Here is a 12,923-nt window from a genome sequence, read left to right as displayed (position 1 = left end):
ACCTTAAGATAATCTTAAGCCTGCTCCTAAGGTCTATACTTATAAGTAAGACATTGATAGGAGAGAGACATGTCATACTTAAAATCCAATCCGCGCTTCCTGAACACCGTGCTACTCGGCGGGAGCTTCACAGAGAAACTTGAGGCAATCGCGAAAGCCGGATTTAACGGAGTGGAAGTCTGGCAACAAGATGCTGAAAAAGCGGTAGCGAAAACACAACAGCAACTAGACGCTTTATCCCTTGCGCGTACTGATTACCAGGTATTAGTAGACTTCGACGGCGCAGTAGGTGAGAAACGGGATGAAAAACGGCGAGAAGCGCTGACAATGATGATGACGGCGCGCGCATTAGGCAGCCCGATGATCTTGGTGGCGGCGAACACGGCAGCCTGCGATCCGCAGAAAATTGTTGCGGATATGAAGTGGCTCTGTCAGCAGGCCAAAGCGTTAGATCTACGGGTGGCGTACGAAGCGATGTCGTGGAGCACTGAGATCGACCAGTGCGATAAAGCTTGGCAGATCATTCAGCAGGTCGATGCAGATAACCTTGGTTTAGTGGTTGATGCCTTCCACATCTTTGCCCTACGTCGATCATTACAAGACTTAATAGGTATTCCTAAAGAGAAAATCTTCTTAGTACAGTTATCAGATATTGAGATGCCGAAAGAGAGTGATGCGCTTAAACAGATCGCTAGGCATCACCGTCTGTTTCCCGGCGAAGGTAATTTCCCGCTAACAGGATTGATCGCCTACTTAGATAAACTCGGCTATACCGGTCCGGTCGGGTTAGAGGTGTTTAATGATCATGCGGCTGAACAAGATTGCACAGGGGTCGCACAACGAGCCAAAGAGGCATTAGAGAACATTTTAATGAAAGGCAGTACAGACGCTTAAGATTAGAGAAGGGATTAGGCAGAAAAATGCCCCGCAGCGCGGGGCATTGTCGTAATTATTGCGAAGACTTCACTTTCTCGGCGATACGGTCGCCAAGGGTTTGGTCGATGGCGCGCCAATAGTCGAAGGCACGAGAGAGCACCGGCTCTTTCACGCCATTGAGCAGGTGACCTGCAACGTTGTTGACTAACCGTTCGCGACCGGCATCATCCAGTACCTGATTGACCAACGCGTTTGCTTGACCATAATCGTCATCCTCAGCATGTAAAGAGTACGGCGCACGCAGTTGTTCGCCCTGTGCAGACCAAGTTGAGTCGGTAGGGTAACGCTCCCCATCCGCTGCCGGACCCCCTTTGCTGTTCGGAGCATAGACTGGATCACTGACCGGTTGCATGCGCATCGCACCGTCTTTGCTGTAGCTATTGACCGGACAACGCGGGCTATTAACGGGAATTTGCTTGTAGTTTACCCCTAAACGCGCACGGTGAGCATCGGCATAGGCGAAGATACGACCCATTAGCATTTTATCTGGGCTTAGGCCGATGCCGGGCACTAAGTTATTCGGTTCGAAAGCGGCCTGTTCGATCTGTGCATGGTTATCGGTAGGGTTCTGATCGAGGGTCAGTTTGCCGACCTTGATTAACGGATAATCTTTATGCGGCCATACTTTGGTTAAGTCGAAGGGGTTGAAGCGGTAATCATCCGCTTCGGCGAACGGCATAATTTGCATATACAGCGTCCAGCTAGGGTTATTCCCCTCGGAGATCGCGTTATACAGATCACGGACGTGGAAGTCGCCATCTGCGCCAGCTAATTTATCGGCTTCATCTTGAGTCAAGCATTCGACACCTTGATCAGTTTTGAAGTGGTACTTCACCCAGAATTTCTCGCCTTCGGCGTTCACCCACATATAAGTGTGGCTGGAGTAACCATTCATATGGCGCCAGCTTTTAGGAATACCGCGGTCGCTCATCAGCCAAGTGACTTGGTGAGCCGATTCAGGGGATAAGGTCCAGAAGTCCCACTGCATATCATTATCACGCAGATTGTTATCGGCACGACGCTTTTGCGAGCGGATAAAATGCTGGAATTTCATCGGGTCACGTACGAAAAAGACCGGCGTATTGTTGCCGACCATATCGTAATTTCCTTCGGTGGTATAAAACTTGATTGAAAAACCCCGTGGATCACGCCAAGTATCTGGGCTACCGCGTTCACCTGCTACGGTTGAAAAACGCATCAGTACGTCAGTTTTAACCCCGGGTTGGAAGAGGGCAGCTTTAGTGTATTGACTCACATCTTCCGTGACTTGGAAATGGCCGAATGCACCGCTACCTTTGGCGTGGGGCTGGCGCTCAGGAATCCGCTCGCGGTTAAAATTCGCCATTTGCTCAATAAGATAATGGTCGTGCAGGACAATCGGGCCATCAGGGCCAACTGTTAAGGAGTGTTCGTCGCTTGCAACGGGAATGCCAGCATCGGTGGTTGTTATGTTTCTTTTTTGATCGCTCATCACTACCCTCATGATTTTTATTTTTACATTGCTCAGTTTAAGCGTAGACAAAAATCCACCATCAGGACATATTATTTCGCCTTTTACTGTGATAAGTGTTGTCAATGGTTAGGCAAAGTTCGTGATATGCTAAGCATCCTTATTATCAGCAAGCTCAGCTTGGAGCCTATTCTTGAATCCCGCAGCCTCCCAACCCTCTCCATTTAGTCACCGCGGCTTTCGGCATTACCTGATTGCTCAAACCTGTTCATCGCTCAGTTTTCAAATCGTTTCTTTGGCTGTCAGTTGGCAAATATATGCCATCACCCACAGCGCCTTTATGTTGGGGATGATTGGTCTGATGCAATTTTTACCCTCAGTGTTATTAGCACTGCCGGCAGGTCACCTTGCGGACCAATATAATCGCAAAACGTTGATTGTTACCGGACAAGTGGTCGAATGTATTGCGGTCGTCGGGCTTATTGCATTACCGCTGATGTCTTGGCTTTCTACCTCGGCGTTATTAGGCTTGGTGGCACTCTTCTCCATTGCCAAAGCGGTGGAAGGTCCGGCCAATACCTCGTTATTGCCTGCGCTATTACCGCCAGAACTGCTTTCCAAAGCCATGGCAACTAACCAAGTTTTCCGCGAGGCGATGGTAATTGCTGGACCAATGATTGGCGGGCTACTGTATGTCTATTCACCGCAAGCCGCTTATGGGGTCGCTGCATTGGCTTATTTACTCGCCTTGGTGATGATTGCGACTGTTCGCTATGTGCCTGTGGCACTGACACGGCTACCGATGACGATGAAAAATCTCTTTGCGGGGCTCCATTTTATCTTTGAGCGGAAGGATGTTTTAGGCGTTATTTCATTAGATCTTTTGCGGTGTTACTCGGCGGTGTCACAGCGTTATTACCGATTTTTGCGCAAGATATTTTGCATACCGGGCCTTGGGGGCTCGGGGCACTGCGCGCCGCCCCCTCGGTGGGGGCTTTGTTAACCGGGATTTGGATCAGCCGTCGGGTAATCACCCGCCACACAGGGCTGATTATGTTCGGTTGTGTTGCTGGTTTCGGCATAGCGACTCTCGTCTTCGCGCTGTCTCACACTATCATTTTATCATTACTCGCACTGGTGGCACTCGGCGGTTTTGATATGGTGAGCATGGTTATTAGAGGGGCGATGGTTCAACTGGATACACCCGATGCCATGCGTGGTAGAGTCAATGCCGTCAACTCCATCTTTATTAATACGTCCAATCAATTCGGCGAATTTGAGACAGGTGTATTGGCTAGCATGTTAGGGACGGTTCCCGCAGCAGTCGTGGGGGGAGTCGGAACCTTAGTGATTGTCGCGATCTGGATGAAGCTCTTTCCGAGTTTACGTCGACGTCAACAATTGACACAGTCGGTGGAATAGTGAGAACCCCTCCAGCCAACAAACTGAAGGGGTTAAGGTTTACAGCGCCATATCGCGATTCGGGGTAGAAGTCGTCGAGGCAGGTGCTTGCGTATTCGTCGGTGCAGCCATCTGGATACGTGGGGGAGGTGTTAACATTAACACTTCAGCCGTATGGTCCCAGACCTGTTGCGCTAAAGCCGGATTATTATTTAACTTCTGGCCGTAGCTTGGCACCACTTGTTTAATACGGGCTTGCCATTGTGGAGTTTTAACCTGTTGCGGGAATAACTTTTCGATCACATTTAACATGATCGGCGCCGCGGTTGAGGCACCCGGTGAAGCGCCTAATAAGGCAGCAATCGTCTTTTGTTGGTCCGTCACAATCTCGGTACCTAATTTTAAGACGCCACCCTTGTCAGCATCTTTTTTGACGATCTGCACACGTTGACCCGCTTGCCACAGTTTCCAATCAGACTGTTTAGCCTCTGGGAAGTACTCTTTTAACGCGTTGAAACGATCTTCATCAGATAACATCACTTGACCGATAAGGTATTTAACCAAATCAAAATTATCGATACCAACATGTGCCATAGGCATCACATTATGGGTCGTGGTCGCACTGAACAGATCTAATAATGAGCCATTCTTCAGGTATTTGGTTGAGAAGGTAGCGAAAGGCCCAAAGAGAACAACTTTTTTACCATCTAAATAGCGTGTGTCTAAGTGCGGGACTGACATCGGTGGGGCACCCACTGAAGCTTGTCCATAGACCTTGGCAGTATGTTGAGCGGTAATCGCCGGGTTTTCGGTGACTAAGAATGATCCGCCAACCGGGAATCCACCATAGTTCTCTGCTTCTGGGATACCGGTTTTTTGTAATAATTTCAGTGACGCGCCACCTGCACCGATAAAGACATACTTAGCATGAATGCTGTGTTTCTCGCCGGTAGTACGATTCTCGACCGTCACTAACCATGAATTATCATCTTGACGAGTAAACTCTGTCACTTGCGTCGAGAGTTCTAATGTAAAGCCGGGTTGTTTCTGCAAAGTGCCGACCAGTTGGCGCGTAATTTCGCCGTAGTTTACATCGGTGCCTAGTGGCGTCCATGTCGCCGCAACTTTCTGCGCGGGATCACGACCCTCAATAATCAATGGTGCCCATTTTTTAATCTGCTGTTGGTCAGTCGAAAACTGCATACCTTGGAAGAGAGGGCTTTTTTGTAACGCTTCATAACGACGTGTTAAATAATCGACGTTCTTATCGCCCCATACGAAACTCATGTGTGGCGTGGAATTAATAAAGCTGCGTGGTTGTTGTAAGGTCCCTAACTGAACTTGGGAAGCCCAAAACTGGCGGGAAATCATGAAAGCTTCATTGATCTCGATCGCTTTAGTAATATCAATGGATCCATCTTCACGCTGAGGCGTGTAGTTAAGTTCCATATTGGCTGAGTGGCCAGTCCCCGCGTTATTCCAACCATTGGAAGACTCTTCCGCTACCCCATCAAGGCGCTCAACCATGGTTTGTTTCCATTCTGGTTGTAGCTCATGTAACCAAGTCCCTAATGATGCGCTCATGATGCCGCCACCGATCAGTAATACATCAGTATTTTCGGTACGTGCTTGTGCGGTGTGAGTGAATAGCGACGCGGCGATCAGCGATAAGCTGAATACCGTCTTTTTAATATGTTGCATAACAAACCCTGATAAGGAACTAACCAATAGTGTGACCGATTTTAAACAATTTATTCATAATTGTTAATAACAATTAATCAATATTTCTCAAACAATCTTACTCATTTTAGAAAAATATTATTACTTATCGTAGTGTTATTACAATATTTCCATTGGTTGAGGTGACATTATTAATTGATAAAAAACCGAACTGTATGAATAAATTTTCACTTATGAAATCGGTCCCTATAGGTATTTTCACCGACGTACTCTACATCTTACTCAGATGACTCGTTCGCTGTCTGAATAGGTATCTGTTTTAAAACCCGATAAAAGACCAGAACATTAACCAGCATGAACAGTGCAGAGACCGTAAAGACCCACTTCATGCCAAACAACGATGAGGTCACCGCGCCAAGCAGTGGACCTAGTACATTGCCCAAATTCATAAAGGATTGGTTATAGCCGAACAATCTTCCCGATACGGCGGTGGAAGAGCAGGCGATAATCAGCGATTGGATAGCGGGAAACATTGCACCATCTGCAAAGCCAATCAGTAACCGAGTAAAGGAAAACTGCCAGACAGTCGCCACCCAGGTCGTCGCCAATAAGATAAGGGTAAACAATAACGAAGCAATAATAATCACCCACTGTGCACCATACCTATCACTGATCCTCCCCCAAAGTGGGGCGGTTATCAACGCCGAAAAGCCGGGTAACGCTGCGATAAATCCACTCATAAAAGCGAGATTATCGCGAGTCGGGGCCAGATGTTCGACATAGAGATAAAGAATAGGGTTAACCGAGCCGTTGCAGAGTTGCACGACCAGCGTTGAGCAGAGTAAACAAAGTATAAGGGGTTTGGCAGGCAATTTCGCCCAAAGCCCCTGAAGATCGGTCATGACTCGTTTCGGCAGCGTGTCCTTCGGTGACTCTTTAACCAAAAATAGCGTCACAAAAGTACTGATTACTAATAAGCCTGTTGTCACAAAAAAGACCGGACGTAAGCCAATGTGATCCGCTAAGTAGCCGCCTAGTAATGGACCACAAAGAAAGCCACTGATCTGCGCAGTCGATAACATACTGAGTGCGAATCCACTGCGGCCTTTAGGCGCTTGACTCGCAATTAAGGCCATCGCATTTGGAATGTATCCGGAGGCCAAACCCATGATGCCGCGGAACAGACAGAGTTGCCATACCGATTGCGCCAAGCCTTGACAGACAATGGCAATGGCCATCCCCACCGTGGCACGAATCAGCATCAGCTTACGGCCGTGTTTATCGGCAATTTTTCCCCATAGAGGCGAGACGACCGCCGAAACGAGAAATGTCACACCGAAGGCAACGCCCGACCAGAGGGTAAGCTGCTCGGTGGTATAGTGTCCCAATTGCGAAATATAGAGGGGAAGAAAAGGGAGTAATTGACTGGTACCGAGTCCAGTAATAAAACATCCCAGCCACAGGGAGACTAAATTTTTCTGCCAAGCGTTCATGAAGCAGCCATTGTCTGAGTCAATCAGTAACTTTCTGAGTTACTGGCTAGAGTATAGCAGCGGGAAGAACTTTTCATTAACCAAAGGTGATCTTTATCAAAAGTCAGCACGCGAAGTACGATTACCTATTGCCATGATCGTGGCATTTCGATAAAAGAAAGCTGTCTTCTTTTCTTTCACCGGGTTGAAATAACCCGAATTTCACAACATAAAGTCCATGATGGACTTGGAGAAATTGCATGGATGCGAAACCGCTTTACGGTTGGTTGCTTATCGCCGGTATGTCTATCCCAACCTCACTCACCGCTGCACCGTTCTCCCCAACAGTATTAGGTTTCGAACCACCCCCTGAACAAGGTTTATTGGGGGATATGCTAGGGTTAAGACCACGATTGACGCAGGAAGGGTTCAACTTTAATTTTGGTTACTTATCGCAAACGGCGAGTAATTTACATGGCGGTGCTGATACGCGGCACAAAACCGCTTATATCGATCAGTTTGCATTGACCTTCACACAGAATCTCGAAGCCTTAACGGGGATCCCCGGTGCCGTTATTGAAGGAAATATCGTCAATCGTAACCATAATCAGAACTTAGCGACACAGCGTTTGCAAAATAAGTCTGTACCGATGACCGATTTAGCGCAGGAGAGCTGGGGTGGTCAATCGATTACTCGCTTGGGCTGGCTCACCGCGGGAAGAAGCTTTTTAGGAGGAGACCTGTTCTGGCGCGTTGGGCTAATGAATAAAGTCCAGGTCTTTGATCAGGCGATCCCTTGCGATTTCCAGATCCTCTCTTTGTGTGCCGGAAAGTCTGCGTATTCCATGACGTGGAATAACTGGAATGTTCACACATGGGGGACTAGCGTAGAATGGAAAGCCACATCGGAACTGGCGATAAAAGTCGCCTTAATGGAGCAAAACTCTCAAGCGGCGAGTCGTGCCCATGCGTGGAGTGTTTCCACCCAACACAGTAAAGGTGTGATTGTTCCGGTCGAGGCAGAGTGGAAAACACAGGTCAATCAGCTTCCCGGTATCTATACACTGGGGGTGAGTTGGACAAACGCTGAGCAAACGCATTTAGCCCGGGGAGTTAGTCAATACTGGGGAGCCAGTGATCCAAATGGTTATGACAAAACCCATAATTCTTATTATCTCTGGGCCGCGGCAAATCAACAAGTTACCCGTCACAGTAATGATCCGCTCCGAGGGATGAGCCTATCGGCGAGTTTAGGGTTAGGTGATAAGCGCACGATACGCTTACCGGTAGTCGGGTCAGTCTCTGCACGGTATCGGGGGATGTTCGATGCTCGTCCCAACGATTGGCTAGGCTTAGGCGTAAGCTATGTCAAGGTGGGGAGTTGGGCGAATAGAGACCAACAGCAGCAACAGGCGGTGGCAGCACAGCAAGATATAGCGGGCTATTGGCCGACTGGCAGCTCAGCAATCAATACGGAATTATTTTACCGTTTCCAGCTAACACCGTGGTTTCAACTGCAGCCCAGCCTGCAATATTGGCATAATCCCGGTGCAATCAGTGATACGCCAGATGCATGGGTAATGGGAGTGAAAACCACCGTCACTTTCTAACCTTACCGCTAGCCCTTAAACAGGGCTAGCTTTCAACTCAAGGTCGCCGATACAGCAACCATAACAAAGCTGGCGCACCCAGAATAACCGCTACTATCCCTGCAGGCACTTGGAATGGCCACATGACCAGTCTACCGATGAAATCGGCGGCTAACATCAACAGTGCCCCACAGATCACGCTGACCCATAGCGCGCGTCCAAAACGGTAAATCCCCAAATAACGCGCAGCTTGCGGTGCTAACAGACCGACAAAACTCATCGGTCCCAGCAGAAGTGTTGCACCAGCACTTAAGGCAGCACACCAAATAATCAATAGTGTGGTGCTGACGCGCAGGGATAAACCGCGTGACGATGCCACTGTTTTTCCTAGCGGTAGCAGGGTTAACCAGCGTGTGAAGAGCAAACTGATCGGCAGGCTGACTCCCAAGCCGACTATCGCCGCAAGGGCCTTTTGCGGTGTCGCTCCCCAAGTTGATCCTGATAACCAACTGATAATAACGCTACTATTCGGTGCGCCTGAGGCTAAAAACAGCGTAATCAAGGCTAATGAAAACGCGCCTAACGCCGTCCCGACAAGGAGAATTTTTGGCGTTTGATCACTGGCATTGATCGCAAATAGGATAATGATACCTAGGCTTATCATCGCGCCCAATGCCGCCACATGAAATAGCAGTAGGGCGCTTGCACTTGGCATCAATACCAGTAACAGCACGACGGCGCAAGCAGCACCGCTATTAATTCCCAACACTTCTGGACTAGCGAGGGGATTACTGGTTAACCGCTGTAAAATTACCCCAGCGCTCGCGAGCAACCCTCCACAGCCGACTGCCATCAACGATCTTGGCCAGCGTAAATCATAGGGGTCGCCCAAACTGATTAGCCACCCGTGGGAGGCGTGCGTCAAGGTAAATGCTAAGAATGCTGCGCCAAGTAGGGTGAGCAATAGAAACACCTTAGCGACGTTGGGCAGGATAAGGACTTTGACGGCAGTACTGCCTAAAGCAGGCGGGTGCGGGAAACGCGCCTTAACAATGATCAGTAACATCAAAGGAATACCAATAATCGCCGTGATGTTCCCAGCACTGATCTGCCAATTGAAGGCCTCGGCGAACAGCGCCAATTGGTCACAAAAGAGTAATAAGCCCGCGCCAAACGCCATCCCCAATAGCAGGCCTCTTTTAAATGATAATCGCGGAAATAGCCGAGTGATTTGCGGCGCAAATAACCCGATAAAACTGATTAAGCCAACTTGACTGACGGTCCAGGCGGCAAGTAATGCCATCAGTCCCAAGGCAAATAAACGATAGCATCGGCTATCACCGCCTAAACTATCGACAACTTCATCAGACAGTTTGAGTAAGGCCAGGGCGCGCGCGCTGAACAAGATCAGCACCGTGACGGCCACTAACATAGGCAAGAGTTGCGTGACGACCGACCAATCGTTCTGCGCTAAATTACCGCTATTCCAGATAAAGAGGGATTGCATCTGTTCATGATGGAACAGCACGAGGCCATTTTGTAATGCGGAACAAAAAAGCCCCATCACCATTCCCGTCAGCAACAAGGTTAAAGGCGACATCCCTCGGTGGCGGCTCAAAGCATAGATCATAGCAGTAGTGACAAAACCTCCCGCCAGCGCGAAACTCTGCGTGACCCAAGGCGTGACACCCGCGAATAAGGCAAGGGTTGTGCCCAATTGAGATCCGGAAGCAATACCTAGCGTTGCAGGCTCAGCAAGAGGATTTTTCAACACCAGTTGTGCTAACAGCCCACAAAGGCCTAATGCTGCCCCCGCCAACAGGGCAACCGTTATCCGCGGTAGATAGCTTTGTGACCACAACAGTGCTGCCATACCGGGTTGTGTCGCACTACTGTTGACTAAATGATGCAGATTCCAGCCAATGAGCAGAACGATCAGTAATGCTAGCAAGGTGAAAGCAAATCCTGTCCGAAGTTTAGTCATGCCATTGTCCTGACAAATGAAGAAGTTGCTCAGTAAAACGCAATGCGGCGTGAAGTCCGCCGTACATCCATGCACCTTCTACTTGATAGTGGTTGTGCTGCTGCATAAAGGGCATTTTCTGCCAGAGGCCAGACTGCGGCACGGCCCGCGTTGCTCCACGTTCGCCATGCATAAACTCAATCGCGATATCTGTTTCGACAGGGTAGAGTTGTTCGACCCCGATAACGGCGCTCCCCCACATGTTTGCACTGCCTTGCCACGCACACTCTAACCCTAAATACGCTAATACCTCACCAAAGAGGCTACTGGGTGACATGACTAAAACTTGGCGCGGACTCAAAAAACTATACAGCAATAGCCGTTTGCCCTGCCAAGGTGCCAGCTGTTGGTGAGCAGCCGTCATGCTTGCCTGCCATGCCGTTATACTGCGCTGCGCGTAGGCTTCACGGCCAAGGTGGCGGCCAAGTTGTTGTAGATTGTCGCGGGCAATGCTGAGAATTTTTTTACCTGGCAGAGTAAAAGGATAACGGATGACTTCACCAAATTGTCGTAGCCTGCTTTCCGGTAAAGGGGAATAGAAGGGCAAAATCATGATATCGGGGCGCAGCTGCGCAAGAAGCTCGAGATTTGGCTCATTACGTAGCCCTAATTCTACAGTCGTGGCAGGAAGTGACGGTGTCACAACCCATTGTCGATAGCTCGGGATATCACTGACCGCATAGGGGGTTAATCCGACACCGTTGATAAGCTCAACAGCTGTCCAATCCAGTGCGGCTATGCGAGGTTGCGGCAGAGTCGCTGCGCGCAATGAGGGAGAAAGACTCGATGCAACGCCAATCCCAAGGCCATATTGCAGTAAACGCCGACGGGTAAGGTGAATAGGCTTATTTGACATAGCTAATAGGCGGTAATAGAGGATCGGGATGGGTCACGCCCATTGGAACATGGTAAATCGCGGAGAGTTGTTCGGCGGTCATCAAGGCTTGTGCATCACCTTTAAACACGGTTGCACCTTGCCGTAACGCCACAAACTCGTCGCAAAATCGTGCCGCCATATTGATATCATGCAATACCATGACAACCGTAAGCTGGCGAGTACGAGACAGATCATGAATGACCTGAAGTACCTCTTTTTGGTGGGCGATATCCAGCGCTGAGGTGGGTTCATCCAATAACAAACAGTGACTCGCTTGCACCACGCACATCGCAAGCCATGCTCGCTGCCGTTCACCACCAGAGAGTTGTTCGACGAGGGTGTCGCTCGCCCAGTGCAAATCGACACTTCGGATTGCATCCTCAACCAAGGACATATCTTCGCTACTGACCCGTTTTAAGGCACCGTGCCAGGCATAGCGGCCTAAAGTCACTAATTCTTTTACTGTCATGCCTTCAGCAGGTGGTAATTGCTGCGGTAAATAGGCGACATGACGCGCAAATTCGCGCGCTGGCCACTTCGCAATAGGCCGATTCTGCCAGAGAATATCACCGCTATGCTGAGTATTTTGACGGCTAAGTAGATTCAGTAGGGTCGACTTACCCGAACCATTGTGGCCGATTAGCCCGGTCACGCGGCCCGGGGTAAAGGTATGGGTCACTGGCTGCAAAATTTGACGCCCGGCGATCTGTACCCCAGCATCGCGCAGTTCAAACAGCGGCACCGACTCGCTTTGTCTCACATTGTTCACAAGCTTTCCATTAGCGTTTTGACGTTGGGCAACGATCAAGTGGGCAAGAGGCACACAACTCTTTATCCAAGTGAAAGCGCATACAACAATGACGTCGTTGTATTATCGCGGGCTTATCAGCCTGGTCAAGTGTGGTGAAAGGTTGGTACAGACGGTTTCGCTCGCCATTAAGTAGGTGTCTGGTAGCAAAAAGGTGATGTAACAGGTGCGTTGGAGCCTGTTTTTGTTCCGCTCGACGCATACTTTGATGTAAGCGTACTGCCGCGTTACTCCAAAAAAGGGCGAGAGGATGTCCCGCAATCCCCGCTAGGGTCGAACAGACCGGCGCGATAAATCCAGAGACCAATTGCTGAATAGCTTGGTACTGTTCGGTCTCGCTTTGTGCCGCAAACGTGAGATGGCTGACGGATATAGGATCAGGAAATCCCTGGTCATTAAGCGAAAAACTGCCAACCCATTGCCAGAGTGGATAAGCGCGCTGGTCGACCAATAACTGCTCGCCCCAGGTTAATAACGTACCGGCGAAGAACCACTGTGACCATTTAGATAGCCAGGCTAATTGCTCAGGCGACCGATAGCTATTCCAGTCTTGTGGGAGTAAGGCTCGGAAACTTTCGCAAGCGCGCAATGTCGCTAGGGAAAACGTTTTAGGAAGTGACTGGGCGATAGGAGCTGCTCTAGACATGTTGTCGCTCGCACTACGAGAAATTTCTCAATAGTAATGCA

General features: G+C 49.4%; 9 protein-coding genes and 1 pseudogene. 3 read left to right on the top strand and 7 right to left on the bottom strand.

The genetic code is table 11. The annotated features are described in order from the left end of the window. The first annotated feature begins 69 nt into the window (after nt 1-69). Nucleotides 70-894 (top strand): sugar phosphate isomerase/epimerase family protein, encoded by an 825-nt coding sequence (locus MKR94_RS01110; RefSeq protein WP_241645073.1) that lies wholly within the window; start codon nt 70-72, stop codon nt 892-894. A gap of 55 nt (nt 895-949) precedes the next feature. Here MKR94_RS01110 and MKR94_RS01105 read toward each other — a convergent pair whose 3' ends face one another. Then, on the bottom strand, nt 950-2,407 hold the full coding sequence (locus MKR94_RS01105) for a catalase (protein ID WP_241645072.1): 1,458 nt from the start codon (nt 2,405-2,407) through the stop codon (nt 950-952). Between the two features lie 172 nt (nt 2,408-2,579). On the opposite strand from MKR94_RS01105, the pseudogene MKR94_RS01100 reads away from it, so the two are divergent. Then, nucleotides 2,580-3,808, top strand: a pseudogene (locus MKR94_RS01100) (MFS transporter). A gap of 39 nt (nt 3,809-3,847) precedes the next feature. On the opposite strand, the gene mqo reads toward MKR94_RS01100, so the two are convergent. Together mqo and MKR94_RS01090 are read right to left on the bottom strand one after the other, a co-directional pair. After that, the gene (mqo, locus tag MKR94_RS01095; protein ID WP_241645071.1) at nt 3,848-5,488 is read right to left on the bottom strand and encodes a malate dehydrogenase (quinone); all 1,641 of its coding nucleotides are present in this window, start codon (nt 5,486-5,488) and stop codon (nt 3,848-3,850) included. Nucleotides 5,489-5,745: 257 nt separating this feature from the next. Next, nucleotides 5,746-6,960, bottom strand: a complete 1,215-nt coding sequence (locus MKR94_RS01090; protein WP_241645070.1) for an MFS transporter — start codon at nt 6,958-6,960, stop codon at nt 5,746-5,748. Nucleotides 6,961-7,199: 239 nt separating this feature from the next. Between MKR94_RS01090 and MKR94_RS01085 the strand changes: the two genes are divergently transcribed. Further along, the gene (locus tag MKR94_RS01085) at nt 7,200-8,549 is read left to right on the top strand and encodes a carbohydrate porin (RefSeq protein WP_241645069.1); all 1,350 of its coding nucleotides are present in this window, start codon (nt 7,200-7,202) and stop codon (nt 8,547-8,549) included. Between the two features lie 37 nt (nt 8,550-8,586). Here the strand turns inward: MKR94_RS01085 and MKR94_RS01080 are convergent, their stop codons facing one another. The 4 genes from MKR94_RS01080 to fhuF are packed head-to-tail and all read right to left on the bottom strand — an operon-like array spanning nt 8,587 to nt 12,882. After that, nucleotides 8,587-10,512 carry an iron ABC transporter permease gene (locus MKR94_RS01080; protein ID WP_241645068.1) on the bottom strand — a complete coding sequence of 642 codons (1,926 nt, stop codon included), beginning with the start codon at nt 10,510-10,512 and terminating at the stop codon, nt 8,587-8,589. Then, nucleotides 10,505-11,407, bottom strand: coding sequence for an ABC transporter substrate-binding protein (locus MKR94_RS01075; RefSeq protein ID WP_241645067.1), 903 nt, complete (start codon nt 11,405-11,407; stop codon nt 10,505-10,507). Before MKR94_RS01075 ends, MKR94_RS01080 begins: the two co-directional genes overlap by 8 nt. Beyond that, on the bottom strand, nt 11,397-12,197 hold the full coding sequence (locus MKR94_RS01070) for an ATP-binding cassette domain-containing protein (protein WP_422047482.1): 801 nt from the start codon (nt 12,195-12,197) through the stop codon (nt 11,397-11,399). Before MKR94_RS01070 ends, MKR94_RS01075 begins: the two co-directional genes overlap by 11 nt. 10 nt (nt 12,198-12,207) lie before the next feature. Next, nucleotides 12,208-12,882: a siderophore-iron reductase FhuF gene (gene fhuF, locus MKR94_RS01065; protein WP_241645066.1), complete on the bottom strand. Its 675-nt coding sequence runs from the start codon at nt 12,880-12,882 to the stop codon at nt 12,208-12,210. Between the last annotated feature and the right edge of the window lie 41 nt (nt 12,883-12,923).

The organism is Rosenbergiella metrosideri, from assembly GCF_022602565.1.
Classification (GTDB): domain Bacteria; phylum Pseudomonadota; class Gammaproteobacteria; order Enterobacterales; family Enterobacteriaceae; genus Rosenbergiella; species Rosenbergiella metrosideri.
The sequence above is the reverse complement of the archived record's forward strand: the minus strand, read 5'-3'. Positions and strand labels throughout refer to the sequence as shown.

Coding starts and splice junctions, on each gene's coding strand:
- MKR94_RS01105 (WP_241645072.1), bottom strand. CDS start 2,407: ATGAGCGATCAAAAAAGAAACATAACAACCACCGATGCTGGCATTCCC.
- MKR94_RS01075 (WP_241645067.1), bottom strand. CDS start 11,407: ATGTCAAATAAGCCTATTCACCTTACCCGTCGGCGTTTACTGCAATAT.
- fhuF (WP_241645066.1), bottom strand. CDS start 12,882: ATGTCTAGAGCAGCTCCTATCGCCCAGTCACTTCCTAAAACGTTTTCC.
- MKR94_RS01085 (WP_241645069.1), top strand. CDS start 7,200: ATGGATGCGAAACCGCTTTACGGTTGGTTGCTTATCGCCGGTATGTCT.
- mqo (WP_241645071.1), bottom strand. CDS start 5,488: ATGCAACATATTAAAAAGACGGTATTCAGCTTATCGCTGATCGCCGCG.
- MKR94_RS01110 (WP_241645073.1), top strand. CDS start 70: ATGTCATACTTAAAATCCAATCCGCGCTTCCTGAACACCGTGCTACTC.
- MKR94_RS01090 (WP_241645070.1), bottom strand. CDS start 6,960: ATGAACGCTTGGCAGAAAAATTTAGTCTCCCTGTGGCTGGGATGTTTT.
- MKR94_RS01080 (WP_241645068.1), bottom strand. CDS start 10,512: ATGACTAAACTTCGGACAGGATTTGCTTTCACCTTGCTAGCATTACTG.